Raw genomic sequence first — 15483 nt, forward strand, 5'->3', positions numbered from 1 at the left:
TAAGACCGTGTTTTTGGAAACTTGGCCAAGAGATGTGTTACAATAATGTTTGCGTTCCATTTATTGCCCTGAAAGAAAGCATAAGAGGTGTTTTAGAAATGATAAGTTTACATAGGATTTGTGTGCTTCTTGTGTTGGTTTCCGGTATTTCTTGGTTTTTTCCTCATAGCGCTTTTGCTCAAAAAGTTATGGAACAATATCGTAAACCTATGCCCGAATTTGATCTACTTTCCTCCGGTGAGTTTACAGAAAATACGGAACCTTTGGTTCTAAAAACGTTTGGTGATCCTGCGTTGAATTTTGAAATTCGAATTCCCAAGGGATGGGAAAATATGACAAAGGGCAGGCCGGAAGATTTTTCGGTTACCAATAAAATTATGGGAGAAATTGTACGGTTTTACGGGCCGCCAGACATATATTCCGAGCGTAGTTATTTGACAGTTGAAGCGATGAGTATGGATTATTATATGACTGTTGAGCAGTGGCTTATGCAGTTTTTTCTTTCCAGCAGCTATAACGTGCAGGGGCTTACTGTCCATGACGATACACGCGCGGAGGCTCTTTATGTTTTTATCAAAAACAAGGTTAGTTATGCTGTTCGTGCCAGTGTTTATACAAACGGTAAGCACGTTATGTATGCTCAGTATGTTGTTCCTATCGAGCGTTGGCATGATGAGAAAGTCATGCAGAAAATGGTACTTGATTCCTTTGATCCTATTACTCCGGTTAAGGAATATATCGAAGAAATGCAGCGTTACCAGTTTCTGGATTTGGCTGAATTTATGTATCCGGTCAGTTGGGAGTTGAAAGCGTTACCTATTCGTACGATTGATCGTATGGAAGTTTTATTGCTTAACACACATTACATACATGATGGTTCTCACACTGGGAAGATTCGTTTGGATGGGCAGATTGGTATTGATCTTGTGTCTATTTATGCTTCAGAGACTCTTGATGACGAACTCAATTATTATAAGGAGGATGTTGCGGAAAAGGGGCTTGTTATGGGCGATGTTATTGAAAATCGAAATGAATTTTTTCTTGGTGATAGCTATGATTTTGTTGATACACAGGTTTTTAAGGTTACGGATGAAAATGAAAGGGTTATTGAACATGAGCTGTGGTTGACAATTATGTCGGCAGGCGATTTTTATTATTTTGTTTCCCTGTTTACGCCTTCACGTGACGATGATTATTTTAAATGGGCGCGTAATGTTGAAACATATAAGCTGGTTGTAAATGAGATAAAACCCAGAACTGCGGAATAGAAAAATGTTGGTATTATGAGGAATAGTATAGTTTGTATTCGATAGGGTGGATCATCATTTCATACGCTTTGTTTTCTTCTTCTTTTAAGCCGATATAGGCGTTGATTGCACTTTGCGTAAAGACATCGCCTTTTAGCAGAAATTCATGATCTTCACGTAGAGCCTCTAGTGCGCTGCGTAAAGAATGGCAGACATTCGGCAGTTTATCTTGTTCTTCTTGTGACAAATCATAGAGATTTTCGTCCATGGCTTCGCCAGGGTGAATTTTGTTTTCTATTCCGTCAAGTCCGGCCATTAACATTGCAGCGAAAGCCAGATATGGGTTGGCGGTTGGGTCAGGGAAACGAACTTCGATGCGCTTGCCTTTTGGTGAAGCGCTGTATGGAACGCGGCAAGAAGCACTTCGATTTCGAGCGGAATAGGCCAGCAATACAGGCGCTTCATAACCTGGAACGAGTCGTTTATAGCTATTTGTTGTCGGGTTGGTAAAGGCGTTTAGGCTGCGGGCATGTTTGATAATGCCGCCGATATAATAGAGCGCGTTTTCAGACAGGTTGGCGTAGCTGTCACCGGCAAAGAGAGGTTTACCTGATTTCCATAAAGATTGATGGACGTGCATACCAGAGCCGTTATCTCCGAAGACGGGTTTGGGCATGAAAGTGGCGGTTTTGCCGTAGGCGTTGGCGACGTTGTGTACCGCATGTTTGTAAAGCTGGATGTTGTCGGCGCTGTCCAGCAGGGTCGAGAACCTGATGCCGAGTTCGCACTGGCTGGGGGCGACTTCATGGTGGTGTTTTTCCACTTCGACACCCATGCTCTGGATAACGGTCAGCATTTCGCCGCGAATGTCAGAGAGATGATCAACCGGGCTTTCAGGGAAATAACCGCCTTTAGTTTGCGGGCGGTGGCCCATATTGCCGGTGTCGTAATGGCGCCCTGCGTTGTAAGGGGCTTCTTCGCTGTTGATTTCAAAACTGACGCGGTTGGTTTCCATATGGATTTTGACGTCATCGAAGATGAAAAATTCGGCTTCTGGTCCGAAATAGGCCGTATCAGCCAGGCCGCTGCTTTTGAGATGCTTTTCCGCGGCTTTGGCGATGGAGCGCGGGTCAAGCGCATAAGGCTTGCCTGAGTTTGGTTCATGGATGTCGCAAAAGACCTTGAGTGTTCTTTGTGCGGCGAAAGGGTCAATGGCGACTTTACCGAGGTCCGGTTTGATGACCATGTCGGAGTCGTTAATTGGTTGCCACCCTGCAATGGAGGAGCCGTCAAAGAAAATGCCACGATTGAGTTTGTATTCATCGAGTTCCGGTGCATATTCGGTTGTGTGTTGCCATTTTCCGCGCAGATCGGTGAAATTCATGTCAACATACTGGATGTCGTTTTCTTTAATGTATTTCAGGAATTCGGCAATATTTTTGAATTTGAGAGCGGTGGTCATGAGCAGGGGGGTCCTTTCTTGCAAAGCATTCTACTTTGGAAGGTGGATTTTACAAGACTAGAATGATTTGCAAGAGTGGGGCGACTGACGGGACTCGAACCCGCGACAACTCGGATCACAACCGAGGGCTCTACCAGCTGAGCTACAGTCGCCATAATTAATTTAAGTTGTATAAGGTTTTGGGCTATAAAAGGTCAAGTGCTTTGAACAGATGGGGCGTAAAATAAATGAGCCATGAGATTTTGACGGTTGCGCAGATGGCAAAAGCGGACCGGGATACGATTGAGGCAGGGACGCCGGGGTTTGATTTGATGAGGGTAGCCGGACGGGCAGTGGCGAAGTTTATTCTTGCTGAATATGAGGTGCCGAATATCCTTGTTCTCTGCGGACCGGGGAATAATGGCGGGGATGGATTTGTTATTGCTGAAATTCTACGCAAAGCTAGACGGAGCGTGCTGTGTGCGTGTTTGGTCGAGCCGGAAAAGCTCAAAGGGGATGCGCTGAAGGCCTATAATAATTGGCGCGGGGAGACAGTTTCGTTTGAGGCAGTTGATGCAAGTACGGCGAGTTTGGTTGTCGATGCGGTGTTTGGCACGGGTTTTAAGGGCGATTTAAAGGCAGCTGTTAGCGATGTTTTTGGTCAGGTGCGTTGCCTGGTGGTGGCGGTGGATATTCCTTCTGGCGTTAATGGTGATACCGGTGCAGTCGATGCGCATACTTTACGGGCGGATTGTACGCTGACATTTCATCGGAAGAAGCTGGGGCATGTCCTCTATCCGGGGGCAGGGTATTGCGGGCAGGTTCATGAAGTTGATATCGGTATTACAGCAGATTTTGAATCTGATGCGCTGGAAAATCATCCGGATTTATGGCTGAAAACGTTTCCGCGAAAAGGTCTTGGCGGGCATAAATATGATAATGGTCTGGTGCAGGTCTATGGCGCTCCGAAATTAACAGGGGCTACGCGGCTGGCGAGTGAGGCTTGTGCGCGGATTGGCGCGGGGCTGGTGGCTGTCGTAGCGCCGAAAGGCACGGAAGATGTTTACCGGGCGGCCTTGGCGCCGCATATATTGGTTTATGATCAGGAAGATCAGCCAGAGCGCGTTGCGGTGCGGCTTTACGGGCCTGGTGGTTTGGGCGTGAAGCCGGATTATAAGAGCGATGTGCCAACGGTGCTGGATGCGGATGCCTTAAATGATTTACCTGCTGGCTTAAGTGAAAATTACGTTATTACTCCGCATGAGGGAGAATTTGTGAAGGCTTTTCCTGATATTGTGGGTACGAAGCTGGACAAAGCGCGGATAGCGGCGATGCAAATCGGCGCGGTTATAGTTCTTAAAGGTGCCGATACGGTGATTGTGCATCCGGACGGGCGGGCGGTTATTAATGCTCATGCAAGTGCCGTTTTGGCGACGGCGGGCTCTGGGGACGTACTGGCAGGGATGATTGCCGGACTATTGGCGCAGGGGATGCCTGCGTTTGAGGCCTCTTGTGCCAGCGTTTGGATGCATGGCGAGGCGGCTTTGCGGTTTGGGCCGGGGCTGGTGGCCAGCGATCTAATCGATTTAATTCCTGAAGTTTTGCAAGAAGAGCTTGGTTTTTGTGCAAAGTTGCGCTAAAACCGCTCAGTTTTTAGATTTACCCGGTATGCGGCTGTGGTGAAATTGGTAGACACGCCAGATTTAGGTTCTGGTGCTTTCGGGCGTGGGGGTTCAAGTCCCTCCAGCCGCACCATACAGGAAGTAACAAATAGAAAATGAGCGCTATGAAAGTTAAAGAATTAAAGTCCGAAGGTTTAAACCACGAGCTGGAAATTACTATTCCAGCCAATGATATCGAAAAACGTGTTGATGTAAAACTTCAAGAAGTGGGCAAAACGGCCCGTATGCCGGGTTTTCGTCCAGGAAAAATTCCGCATGCCATGTTGAAACAGCGCTATGGTAAAGCGATTTTGGGAGAGGTGTTGGAAGCGGCTGTGAATGAGACATCTCAAAAAGCGCTTCAAGACAAGAAAATTAAACCTGCTTTGCAGCCGAAAATTGAAGTGAAGAGCAAAGATTTTGGCGAAGGGAATGATCTTGTGTACATCGTACAGGTTGAGGCGATGCCTGAATTTAAAGTGGCTGACCTTAAGGGGATTAAGCTTACAAAAATGGTTACAACGCCCGATGATAATGAAGTTGATCAAGCGCTGGAGCGTATTGCAGCGAATAATCAGTCTACGAAGGTTGTGGAAGCTAAGCGCGGTGCCAAAGACGGTGAAACGCTGGTGATTGATTTTCATGGACGCACGGCGGATGACAATGTTGAGCATGAAGGTATGCATGCGCACGGGCATCATCTTAAGCTTGGTTCCGGTCAGTTTATTCCGGGGTTTGAAGAGCAGCTTCTCGGCAAAAAAGCCGGTGAAAAAGTTGAGGTCAAAGTTTCTTTCCCTGAAAATTACGGGGCAGAAGAATTGGCCGGGCGTGATGCGATTTTCGATGTGGATATCCACGAAATTCGTGAGCCTGCTAAGACGGAAATCAATGATGAGTTCGCTAAATCCCTTGGCATAGATGATGTAAAAGCCTTGAAAGAAGCGGTTAAAGAGCAGCTTCAGAAGGAACTTGACGGGCATTCCCGGATGGTTTTGAAGAAAGAGCTTTTGGACGCTCTGGATGATGCGAATAAATTTGATGTTCCTCCGGGCATGCTTGAAATGGAGAATACTAATATTATCCAGCAAGTTGAACTGGATCGTCAGCGTAATGGTGAGGATAAAGAGCTTTCAAAGGCGGAAAAGGATGAGTATGCGCAAATCGCCGAGCGCCGCGTGCGTTTGGGGCTTATTCTGGCGGAAGTCGGTAATGGCCAGAATATTACCGTGGCTGATGCTGAGTTGCATAAGGCTGTGATTACGGAAGCGCAGAAATTTCCCGGTCAGGAACGTGAGGTTTTTGATTATTACGGCAAGAACCGGCATGCACTTGAATCCCTGCGTGCGCCTTTGTTTGAGGAAAAAGTTGTCGACTATATTCTTGAGCTGGCTGAGGTAAAAGAAAAGTCCGTGTCTCAGGATGAGCTTTTGAAAGCTCTGGATGATGAGGAGGGCGAAGCCAAGCCGAAGAAAAAAGCGGCGGCCAAGAAGTCTTCAGCGAAAAAAAGCGATGGTAAGAAAAAGCCGGCTACTCAAAAAGCGGCGGCGAAGAAAAAAGCTGCTGCGAAGAAGTAAACTCTGCGCAAATTTATATTCAGACTTGAACAAACCGTATCTCCTCGGGTACGGTTTGTTTGTATTTACACTTCAACAACCCTTTTCGGATAAAAACTTATGAGCACAGATTTCAATGAACGCGATCCTTTAGAAGTTTACAACAATACGCTGGTGCCGACCGTGATCGAGCAGACAAACCGCGGTGAGCGGGCGTTTGATATTTATTCGCGCCTCTTGAAAGAGCGGATTATTTTCCTGACCGGGGAGGTGCATGATTATGTTACCAGCCTGATTTGCGCGCAGCTTTTGTTTCTGGAATCCGAGAATCCCAAAAAACCGATTTCCTTTTATATTAATTCACCTGGCGGTGTGGTAACGGCTGGTTTGTCTGTTTATGACACGATGCAATATATAAAGCCTGAGGTTCATACGGTGTGTATTGGGCAGGCGGCGTCGATGGGCTCGTTGTTGTTGGCGGCCGGTGCGGCTGGGCATCGTTATTCCTTGCCGAATTCACGCATTATGATCCACCAGCCATCAGGGGGTGCGCGGGGGCAGGCTACCGATATTGAGATTCAGGCGCGTGAGATCCTGCGGCTGCGTGAACGTTTGAACGAGATTTATGTGCATCATACCGGACAAAAGCTTGCTGACGTTGAAAAAGCAATGGAACGCGATAATTTTATGAGCGCAAAAGAAGCTAAGAAATTTGGTTTGATTGACGAAGTTGTAGAAAATCACGTTTTGGCCGATGATGATAAGAAAAAATAAAGGTTTTGGGCGTATTGTAGTGGAGTATCTTGATTTTTGATAAAAAGGTTCCATTTTTCTGCTTAATAATCTGAATTTTTAAGGAAAGCCATGCTCGGAAGCTCAAAGTCCTCGTCTCAACGTTATGCTGTATTGCCTTTGCGCGATATTGTAGTGTTTCCTCATATGATTGTGCCGCTGTTTGTAGGGCGCGATAAGTCTGTACATGCACTTGAGCATGTGATGCATGAAAATAAGCAAATCTTGCTTTTGACACAGAAATCACCATCTGAGGACGATCCTTCTGCCAATGATCTTTATACTACGGGCGTTGTCGGGACGATTCTGCAATTGTTGAAGTTGCCTGACGGGACTGTAAAAGTTCTGGTTGAGGGTGGTAAGCGGGTTAAAGTCGCGGGTTTTTCTGAAAATAAGGACTTTTTGGAAGCTGGCGTCGAAGACGTTGTAGATACTACGGAAATGAATGATGAGCTTGAGGCGCTTGCACGCGCGGTGACAACGCAATTCGAGCAATATGTGAAGCTAAATAAGAAAATTCCGCCTGAGGTGATTGTTTCGGTTAATCAGATTGAAGAGCCGACCAAGATGGCCGATACGATTGCGTCACATCTGGCGCTCAAAATCGAGCAAAAGCAGGAATTGCTTGAGGTTTCAACGTTGCATGAGCGGTTAGAGCGTATTTATGGCTTTATGGAAGGCGAAATTGGTGTGTTGCAGGTTGAAAAACGTGTGCGCAGCCGCGTGAAGCGCCAGATGGAAAAAACTCAGCGTGAGTATTACCTGAATGAGCAGATGAAAGCGATTCAGAAGGAGCTTGGCGACAGCGAAGACGGGCTGGATGAGTTGGGCGAGCTGGAAAAGCAGATCGAAGAAGCTAATTTGCCAAAAGAAGCGAAAGAACGTGCAGCTAAAGAATTGAAAAAATTGCGGCAAATGAGTCCGATGTCGGCGGAGGCAACCGTGGTGCGCAATTATCTCGACTGGATCTTGGCGGTGCCGTGGAAAAAACGTAGCCGTGTGAAATCCGACATCAAACTAGCAAAGAAGATTTTGAATGCCGACCATTATGGGTTGGAGAAGGTTAAAGAGCGCATTCTCGAATATCTAGCTGTGCAGCAGCGTACCAAGAAGGTTAAAGGTCCGATTTTATGTCTGATCGGTCCGCCGGGGGTTGGTAAGACCTCTTTGGGACAATCAATTGCGCGGGCGACGAACCGGAATTTTGTGAGGATGTCTTTGGGCGGTGTGCGTGATGAAAGCGAGATTCGCGGTCACCGTCGAACTTATGTCGGTGCTTTGCCGGGTAAGGTGATTCAAGGTATGAAAAAGGCCAAGACGGTGAATCCGTTGTTCTTGCTTGATGAGATTGACAAGCTTGGCTCTGATTGGCGCGGGGACCCGTCTTCGGCGTTGTTGGAGGTCTTAGACCCTGAGCAAAACTCAACATTTCAGGACCATTATTTAGAGATTGATTATGATCTGTCCGATGTGATGTTTGTGTGTACGTCGAACTCGTTGCAAACCATGCCTCGACCTTTGCTGGACCGGATGGAGATCATTCATATTTCCGGTTACACCGAGGATGAAAAGCTTGAAATTGCCAAGCGGCATTTGCTGAAAAAGCAGATGAAAGCGGCAGGTTTGAAGAAGGATGAGTTTTCGATTAGCGATAATGGATTGCGTGATTTGATTCGTTATTACACCCGCGAGGCTGGCGTTCGCAGTCTTGAGCGAGAATTGTCGCGGCTTTGCCGGAAGGCCATTAAGGAAATCCTGATGAAAGGTAAGGAGCGGATTTCCATTACGCCGCGTAATCTTAAGAAATATGCGGGTGTTAAGAAATTTAAAACCCGCGAGATTGATGATAAAGACAATGTTGGCGTAGTTTCAGGGCTGTCTTATTCTGAAGTTGGCGGTTCGATTTTGCAGATTGAAGCGGTCAATTACGAAGGCAAAGACGGTAAAGTTTCCATGACCGGGAACCTGAAAGATGTGATGAAAGAATCTATTACTGTGGCGGAGATGCTTATTAAGTCTCGCGCGGCGGCTTATGGCATTGATTATGAGGCTTTGCAGAAAAAGCAGATTCACGTTCATGTGCCGGAAGGGGCCGTGCCGAAAGACGGGCCTTCGGCTGGTGCGGCGATGGTGACGGCGATTGTTTCATGTCTGACCGGCATTCCGATCAGCAAAGATATTGCGATGACCGGCGAGGTGAATTTGCGCGGCAAGGTTACCGAGATTGGTGGTTTGAAAGAAAAACTGCTTGGCGCGCTGCGCGGGGGCATTAAAAAGGTTCTGATTCCCGAAGATAATGTTAAAGATTTAGAAGAGATTCCTGCGAATGTTAAAAAAGAACTGGAAATTGTGAGTGTAGGTACGATTGATGAAGTGCTTGCGCATGCATTATTAGAGGCTCCAAAGCCACTTGATAGTGATTCCAGTAAAAAAATTGAGCAAATTGCTCCAGAAAGTGCAGAAAATAAGGGTGAAGACGTAATTCGCCATTGATTCCTGCGCGAAAAAAGCCTAAAAGATTCGTTACACAGTTCGAAAAACCTTACTGGCTTTGGCTTTTAAAGTTTTTCAAAAGTCGATTTTTTTGGGATTTTTTCTTTAGGATGTTTTTTTCTTTTAGAATTCTTTTCAGAAAAGTCATTTAATTGCTTAACTTTAACCTGAAGGGGATTATTATGAACAAGCAAGACCTCGTATCAAAAGTGGCTGACAAAGCCGACATCTCTAAAACAAAAGCTGCATCTGCTGTTGATGCTGTTATCGACGCTATCAAAGGCTCTTTGAAAAAAGGCGATGATGTCCGTCTCGTTGGTTTCGGCACATTCTCAGTTGCCAAGCGCGCTGCAACAACTGGCCGTAACCCACGCACGGGTGAGCCTATCAAGATTCCGGCTTCCAAGCAGCCTAAGTTTAAAGCTGGTAAAGAGCTGAAAGAAGCTGTGAACAAGAAGTAAGAACTGAAAGGTTCTTGTCCCGTTGGTGCGCAAAAGCGTAGTTAGACGAACGGGATCTTGGTAATGCTTCTAAAGAATTCTAAAAGCCCTGCAGGTTTGCGGGGCTTTTTTGCACTTTGGAGAGGAAGGAATGGTGGGCGATGACAGGGTCGAACTGCCGACATCCTCGGTGTAAACGAGGCGCTCTACCACTGAGCTAATCGCCCTTATCAAATAAGGAATGGTATGTTTAGTAACTTCATTTGAAAAAATCAATAGCTTTCATGAAAACTTTGACCTTTTGTGTAATTCACTCTAAATAAAGCGCATGGTCCAGATCATGGAAAAACCGCGTCATAAAACGCATGCCGTAAAGGTTCGTGGTGTCACCGTTGGCGATGATGCGCCTGTTGTTGTGCAATCGATGACGAATACCGATACAGCGGATGTTGAGGCGACGTTTGAACAGGTGAAGGATCTGTTTTTGGCTGGGAGTGAAATTGTTCGCGTGACGGTGAATACCGAAGAGGCTGCGCGCGGAGTTGTGGTCTTGCGGGAGCGGTTGGAGGCGGCGGGGCTGGATGTGCCGCTGGCCGGGTGTTTTCATTATAACGGTCATACCTTGTTGAACGACGTGCCTGAGCTGTGCGAGGCGCTGGATAAGTACCGGATCAATCCGGGCAATGTCGGTTTTGGCAAGAAACGTGATGCGCAGTTTGAGAGTATGATTGAAAAGGCTGTGCAGCATAACAAAGCCGTGCGGATTGGGGTGAATTGGGGCTCGTTGGATCAAGAGTTGGCGACCAAGTTGATGGATGAGAATGCGGCGAGAGCCGCGCCGTGGGACGCCGAGGCTGTGATGCGTGAAACGCTGGTGCAATCGGCGCTTTTGAGTGCACAGCGCGCTGAAAGCGTTGGTTTGCGTAAGGATCAGATACTCCTGTCGGCGAAGGTGAGTCGGGTGCAGGACCTTATTGCGGTGTATCGGGCGTTGGCGGAGCGTTCGACTTACGCGCTGCATTTGGGGCTGACCGAGGCGGGGATGGCGAGTAAAGGCATTGTGGCGACAGCGCTGGGTGAGGGGATTTTGTTGAATGAGGGGATTGGCAATACGATCCGTGCCTCTTTGACGCCTGAGCCGGGTGGGGATCGCACGCTTGAGGTGCGGGTGTGTAAGGAGATTTTGCAAAGCTTAGGCTTGCGGAGCTTTACGCCGGAGGTGGCGGCGTGTCCGGGATGTGGGCGGACGACCTCGACATTCTTTCAGGAGCTGGCCCAAGACATACAGCGGCATCTGGATGAATCGATGCCGGTATGGCGTAAACGCTATCCGGGGGTTGAGAATTTGAAGGTGGCGGTGATGGGCTGCATCGTCAATGGTCCCGGTGAATCCAAGCATGCGGATATTGGTATTTCATTGCCCGGCACGGGGGAAAGCCCAGTGGCACCGGTGTTTATAGACGGTAAAAAGGTGCATACGCTGCGCGGTGATAATATTGCGGCAGAGTTTCAGGCGCTGGTCAAAGAGTATGTTGAACGGCGGTTTGGGACGAGTGATGAGAGTGCGACGGCTTGAATTCGCTCTGTTGTCATTGCGAGGAGGCCGCATGGCCCCGACGCGGCAATCCAGCAATGGTGCTTGCAGGCTCTGGATTGCTTCGCTACGCTCGCAATGACAATAAAGGGAAAACATGAAACTGAAAAACAAAAAGCTTCTTAAAGATAAGGCCTATATCGATGGGGTATGGGTTGATGGTCCGGCGCGCTATGATGTCACCAATCCGGCTGATGGTGAGGTGATTGGCTGTGCGCCGGATTTGGGGGCAGGCGAGACGCGCGCGGCGATTGCGGCGGCAGAAAAGGCTTTTCCGGCTTGGGCGAAGAAAACCGCGAAGGAACGGGCAGCGATTTTGCGGCGCTGGTATGAGCTTATTGTCGAGCATGTTGATGATCTGGCGGTGATTCTGACGACTGAACAGGGCAAGCCTTTGGCCGAGGCCAAGGGGGAGATTCTGTATGGGGCCAGCTTTGTTGAGTGGTTTGCCGAGGAAGGCAAGCGGGTTTACGGCGACCTTATCCCCTCACCGGTTGCCGGGGCACGGATTAGCGTTTTACGCCAGCCTGTAGGTGTAAGTGCGGCGATTACGCCGTGGAATTTTCCATCGGCGATGATTACGCGCAAAGTCGCGCCCGCCTTGGCAGCTGGGTGTACGATTGTGTGTAAACCGGCGGGCAATACGCCGTTTTCGGCGTTGGCGTTGGCGGTGCTGGCCGATGAGGCTGGGTTTCCGGCTGGTGTGTTTAATGTGATTACTAGTGATGATCCGGCGCCGATCGGTCGAGAGCTTTGCGAAAACCCGGCGGTGCGCAAGTTGTCCTTTACCGGTTCGACGGCGGTAGGACGGTTATTGATGCGTCAATGCGCGGACACGATTAAGAAGCTGTCGCTGGAGCTGGGCGGGAATGCGCCGTTTATCGTGTTTGACGATGCCGATATTGAGCAGGCCGTGGACGGAGCGATGGCTTGTAAATTCCGCAATGCGGGTCAGACCTGCGTATGTGCGAACCGGATTTACGTGCAGGACACGGTTTATGATGAATTTGCCAGGAAGCTGGCGGTGAAGATTAAGGCTTTGAAAGTTGGTGACGGGCTAGAGGAGGGCACCGATATCGGTCCGATGATTGATGAAAAAGGCATGGAAAAGGTACAGGATCATATCGCCGATGCGCTGGAGCATGGGGCGGAGCTTGTCACCGGCGGTCAGCCGCACGAGGCCGGTGAATTCTTTTTTGAGCCGACATTGCTGGGTGGTATGACCAAAGAAATGAAAATCGCGCGAGAAGAGACGTTCGGTCCGGTGGCGCCGCTGTTTCGTTTTTCTGATGAAGCCGAAGTGATTGACTTGGCGAATGACACAATTTACGGGTTGGCGGCGTATTTTTATTCTAAAGATATGGCGCGGGTTATCCGCGTATCTGAGGCCTTGGAATACGGTATGGTAGCGGTGAATAAGCCGATTCTTTCGACAGAAGTCGCGCCGTTTGGCGGAATAAAACAGTCGGGTCTGGGTCGTGAGGGTTCTAAATACGGGATAGATGAGTATCTTGAAATGAAATATGTATTGATGGGAGGGTTGAAATGATCATCGGCGTACCGCGAGAGATTAAAAAGCTAGAGCATCGCGTTGGGCTGGTGCCCAATTCTGTGGTGGAGTTTGTGCGCAATGGTCATGAAGTCTGGGTTGAAAGCGGCGCGGGCGCGGGGATTAACTTTAGCGACGAAGATTATGAAGCCGCCGGGGCGCGGATCGCTGAAACGGCTGAAGCGGTCTTTGACCATGCCGAGATGATTATTAAGGTTAAGGAGCCGCAGCCTCAAGAATTTAAATTGTTGAAGCCGCACCATGTGCTGTTTACCTATTTGCATCTGGCTGCAGATAGGCCTCAGGCGATCGGTTTGATTGAGTCAGGTTGCACGGCGATCGCTTATGAAACCGTAACGGGCGGTGACGGGCGCGGCTTGCCGCTTTTGCAGCCGATGAGTGAGATTGCCGGGCGGCTATCTGTGCAGGTGGGGGCCTATCATTTGCAGAAGCATAAAGGGGGTGAAGGGCGTTTAATTGGCGGCGTTCCCGGTGTGAAGCCTGCGAAAGTCCTTATTATTGGCGGCGGCGTGGCCGGATTTCATGCGGCGCAAATGGCAACCGGGCTTGGCGCGAATGTTACAATTTTAGAGCGCAATAATGAGCGGATGCGGTTTTTGGATGAGTATTTTATCGGCCGGGCCAATATTGTGTATTCCAGCACCGGGGCGCTTGAAGAAATGGCGAAGAACGCTGATCTGGTGATCGGTTCTGTTCTCATTCCGGGTGCTTCGGCGCCAAAATTGATTCGTAGAGAAATGCTGAGCGAGATGATTCCAGGCTCGGTGTTTGTTGATATTGCAATTGATCAGGGGGGGTGTGCGGAAACATCCAGGGCGACTACGCATGATGATCCAACTTATGTTGTTGATAATGTTGTGCATTATTGCGTGGCAAATATGCCTGGTGCGGTACCGCTCACTTCAGCGTTGGCGCTCAATCATTCGGTGTTGCCTTATGCGCTGCAATTGGCAAATAAGGGATGGAAACAGGCACTTTCTTATGACCTAAATTTCCTGGAAGGTCTGAACGTTTGCAACGGAAAGATTACGCATAGAGCGGTGGCTGAAGCGCTGGATATGGATCTGTTTCCGACAGCATCGATGTTGGTAGCATAATTTTTACAATTCAGCCGTAAAGACCGTTGACAGAACAGGCTTTAACTTGATAAGAAAACGAACCTCGAATGCGCGGGTGTAGCTCAGTTGGTTAGAGCGCCGCCCTGTCACGGCGGAGGCCGCGAGTTCAAGTCTCGTCACTCGCGCCATTTGAGATTTTAAAAAATTCCCTTTTTAATTTGATGAAGTGAGTACGCGGATTTTAAAAAATTTGCGTGAATTCCCTTGAATTCCCTGTTTCCTTTTGGGCATTGCGGTGTTAAAACGGAGGCAGATTAACACACGAATTAGACCTGCTCATGGCACCTCAAGATTTTCTGTTAACGTATTTACCGATTCTGCTGTTTATTGTGATTGCGGCTGGAGTGTCGCTTGTGATGATTTTGGGATCGTTGCTGGCCGGGCGGCAAAATCCGGATGCGGAAAAGCTTTCGGCTTATGAGTGCGGGTTTGATGCGTTTTCCGATGCGCGTACAAAATTTGACGTGCGGTTTTATCTGGTTTGCTTGCTCTTCATTATCTTTGATTTAGAGATCGCGTTTTTGTTTCCCTGGGCCATATCTCTGGGCGAAATAGGTGTGTTCGGATTTTGGTCTATGGTGGTGTTTTTGGGTGTTTTGACTGTTGGATTTATTTACGAATGGAAGAAAGGAGCGTTGGAATGGGAATGACTGAGATTCAGTGGCAGGAAGTTTCTCAGAAAATTAATGCTCTGGTGGAAATGGCCGCGCAGTTAAGCGCTGTTTTTCGCGATGCTGATGAAAACCCTTATCGGGATGTTTCGGGGGTGTATCCTGAGACAACCACTCAGGAGCAGTATGCCGCTTTGGATGAGGGTACAGATTCTAGAGTTATTGAGATGAGGAAACAATTTGAGCAGGCATTGGCCCTCTTCATGAAACACGTAAGTGATTCTGGAATTGGTGAGGAGCAATTGGCTGTATTGATGGAAAGTACAGGGGCCAATGATCGTTTGGATCGGGCCCTTCAGCTTGCTGGGGTGAGTTAAGAAATGGGGCAGGACAAGCATATAATCGCTGCGCCGGCGTACGATTTTCGTACGGACGTCAAAATGCCGCCGGCGGAGGAGCAAGACGTCGTGCCTGCGGCGATTTCCAAGACTCTGGATGAAAAGGGGTTTTTGCTCACCTCTACAGATGCGCTGTTTGATTGGGCGCGTACGGGGTCAATGTGGCCGATGACGTTTGGTTTGGCGTGCTGCGCGGTGGAGATGATCCATTCCTATATGAGCCGGTATGATTTAGACCGTTTCGGCATTATTCCACGGCCATCACCCCGCCAGTCCGATGTTATGATTGTGGCCGGGACGTTGACCAATAAAATGGCCCCGGCCTTGCGACGCGTTTATGATCAGATGCCGGAGCCGCGCTGGGTTGTGTCGATGGGATCATGCGCCAATGGCGGCGGGTATTATCATTATTCCTATTCCGTTGTGCGTGGATGTGACCGCGTTGTGCCAGTTGACATCTATGTACCGGGCTGTCCGCCGACGGCAGAGGCTCTTGTCTACGGGTTGTTACAACTTCAGAAAAAAATTCAGCGCGAAGATACGCGCATTGTGAGATAGGGGCGCG

Annotated in this window: 13 protein-coding genes and 4 tRNA genes; 14 read left to right on the top strand and 3 right to left on the bottom strand. The window is 48.6% G+C overall.

What is annotated here, in order from left to right; genetic code table 11:
- Positions 1-32: 32 nt before the first annotated feature.
- Complete coding sequence (locus H6859_02515; protein USO06091.1) at positions 33-1268, top strand: hypothetical protein; 1236 nt, start codon at positions 33-35, stop codon at positions 1266-1268.
- A gap of 13 nt (positions 1269-1281) precedes the next feature.
- On the opposite strand, the gene glnA is transcribed toward H6859_02515, so the two are convergent.
- Positions 1282-2709: a type I glutamate--ammonia ligase gene (gene glnA / locus H6859_02520; protein ID USO06092.1), complete on the bottom strand. Its 1428-nt coding sequence runs from the start codon at positions 2707-2709 to the stop codon at positions 1282-1284.
- A 76-nt stretch (positions 2710-2785) separates the two neighbouring features.
- Positions 2786-2861 (bottom strand) — tRNA-His (locus tag H6859_02525).
- Between the two features lie 75 nt (positions 2862-2936).
- Here H6859_02525 and H6859_02530 point away from each other — a divergent pair.
- From H6859_02530 to H6859_02555, 6 genes are all read left to right on the top strand, one after another.
- Positions 2937-4328, top strand: coding sequence for an NAD(P)H-hydrate dehydratase (locus H6859_02530; protein ID USO06093.1), 1392 nt, complete (start codon positions 2937-2939; stop codon positions 4326-4328).
- Positions 4329-4358: 30 nt separating this feature from the next.
- A tRNA-Leu gene (locus H6859_02535) sits at positions 4359-4443 on the top strand.
- 31 nt (positions 4444-4474) lie between these two features.
- Entirely contained in the window at positions 4475-5923 is a 1449-nt protein-coding gene (locus H6859_02540) for a trigger factor (GenBank protein ID USO06670.1), read from the top strand.
- A 99-nt stretch (positions 5924-6022) separates the two neighbouring features.
- Positions 6023-6676: an ATP-dependent Clp endopeptidase proteolytic subunit ClpP gene (clpP, locus tag H6859_02545; GenBank protein USO06094.1), complete on the top strand. Its 654-nt coding sequence runs from the start codon at positions 6023-6025 to the stop codon at positions 6674-6676.
- A gap of 90 nt (positions 6677-6766) precedes the next feature.
- A complete protein-coding gene (gene lon / locus H6859_02550; protein ID USO06095.1) occupies positions 6767-9187 on the top strand; it encodes an endopeptidase La in 2421 nt (806 codons plus the stop codon).
- A gap of 182 nt (positions 9188-9369) precedes the next feature.
- Entirely contained in the window at positions 9370-9648 is a 279-nt protein-coding gene (locus H6859_02555) for an HU family DNA-binding protein (protein USO06096.1), read from the top strand.
- A 131-nt stretch (positions 9649-9779) separates the two neighbouring features.
- Here the strand turns inward: H6859_02555 and H6859_02560 are convergent.
- Positions 9780-9854, bottom strand: a tRNA-Val gene (locus tag H6859_02560).
- Positions 9855-9955: 101 nt separating this feature from the next.
- On the opposite strand from H6859_02560, the gene ispG reads away from it, so the two are divergent.
- The 7 genes from ispG (at position 9956) to H6859_02595 (ending at position 15476) form a co-directional block, all read left to right on the top strand.
- Entirely contained in the window at positions 9956-11203 is a 1248-nt protein-coding gene (gene ispG / locus H6859_02565) for a flavodoxin-dependent (E)-4-hydroxy-3-methylbut-2-enyl-diphosphate synthase (GenBank protein ID USO06097.1), read from the top strand.
- A 115-nt stretch (positions 11204-11318) separates the two neighbouring features.
- The gene (locus H6859_02570) at positions 11319-12770 is read left to right on the top strand and encodes an NAD-dependent succinate-semialdehyde dehydrogenase (protein USO06098.1); all 1452 of its coding nucleotides are present in this window, start codon (positions 11319-11321) and stop codon (positions 12768-12770) included.
- Entirely contained in the window at positions 12767-13888 is a 1122-nt protein-coding gene (gene ald / locus H6859_02575) for an alanine dehydrogenase (GenBank protein ID USO06099.1), read from the top strand. Before H6859_02570 ends, ald begins: the two co-directional genes overlap by 4 nt.
- Before the next feature lie 72 nt (positions 13889-13960).
- Positions 13961-14037: transfer RNA gene (locus H6859_02580), tRNA-Asp, on the top strand.
- A gap of 150 nt (positions 14038-14187) precedes the next feature.
- The gene (locus tag H6859_02585) at positions 14188-14559 is read left to right on the top strand and encodes an NADH-quinone oxidoreductase subunit A (GenBank protein USO06100.1); all 372 of its coding nucleotides are present in this window, start codon (positions 14188-14190) and stop codon (positions 14557-14559) included.
- Positions 14550-14897 (top strand): hypothetical protein, encoded by a 348-nt coding sequence (locus H6859_02590; GenBank protein USO06101.1) that lies wholly within the window; start codon positions 14550-14552, stop codon positions 14895-14897. The genes H6859_02585 and H6859_02590 overlap by 10 nt, the downstream gene beginning before the upstream one ends.
- A 63-nt stretch (positions 14898-14960) precedes the next feature.
- Complete coding sequence (locus H6859_02595) at positions 14961-15476, top strand: NADH-quinone oxidoreductase subunit B (GenBank protein USO06671.1); 516 nt, start codon at positions 14961-14963, stop codon at positions 15474-15476.
- Positions 15477-15483 lie beyond the last annotated feature (7 nt).

It is taken from the genome of Rhodospirillales bacterium, from assembly GCA_023898785.1.
GTDB lineage: Bacteria > Pseudomonadota > Alphaproteobacteria > Micavibrionales > Micavibrionaceae > TMED27.

What these genes read in the sequence shown, in the direction of transcription:
- H6859_02590 (USO06101.1), top strand. Translation starts at nt 14,550, where the DNA reads ATGGGAATGACTGAGATTCAGTGGCAGGAAGTTTCTCAGAAAATTAAT.
- clpP (USO06094.1), top strand. Translation starts at nt 6,023, where the DNA reads ATGAGCACAGATTTCAATGAACGCGATCCTTTAGAAGTTTACAACAAT.
- H6859_02530 (USO06093.1), top strand. Translation starts at nt 2,937, where the DNA reads ATGAGCCATGAGATTTTGACGGTTGCGCAGATGGCAAAAGCGGACCGG.
- ispG (USO06097.1), top strand. Translation starts at nt 9,956, where the DNA reads ATGGTCCAGATCATGGAAAAACCGCGTCATAAAACGCATGCCGTAAAG.
- ald (USO06099.1), top strand. Translation starts at nt 12,767, where the DNA reads ATGATCATCGGCGTACCGCGAGAGATTAAAAAGCTAGAGCATCGCGTT.
- lon (USO06095.1), top strand. Translation starts at nt 6,767, where the DNA reads ATGCTCGGAAGCTCAAAGTCCTCGTCTCAACGTTATGCTGTATTGCCT.
- H6859_02555 (USO06096.1), top strand. Translation starts at nt 9,370, where the DNA reads ATGAACAAGCAAGACCTCGTATCAAAAGTGGCTGACAAAGCCGACATC.
- H6859_02595 (USO06671.1), top strand. Translation starts at nt 14,961, where the DNA reads ATGCCGCCGGCGGAGGAGCAAGACGTCGTGCCTGCGGCGATTTCCAAG.
- glnA (USO06092.1), bottom strand. Translation starts at nt 2,709, where the DNA reads ATGACCACCGCTCTCAAATTCAAAAATATTGCCGAATTCCTGAAATAC.
- H6859_02585 (USO06100.1), top strand. Translation starts at nt 14,188, where the DNA reads ATGGCACCTCAAGATTTTCTGTTAACGTATTTACCGATTCTGCTGTTT.
- H6859_02540 (USO06670.1), top strand. Translation starts at nt 4,475, where the DNA reads ATGAAAGTTAAAGAATTAAAGTCCGAAGGTTTAAACCACGAGCTGGAA.
- H6859_02515 (USO06091.1), top strand. Translation starts at nt 33, where the DNA reads ATGTGTTACAATAATGTTTGCGTTCCATTTATTGCCCTGAAAGAAAGC.
- H6859_02570 (USO06098.1), top strand. Translation starts at nt 11,319, where the DNA reads ATGAAACTGAAAAACAAAAAGCTTCTTAAAGATAAGGCCTATATCGAT.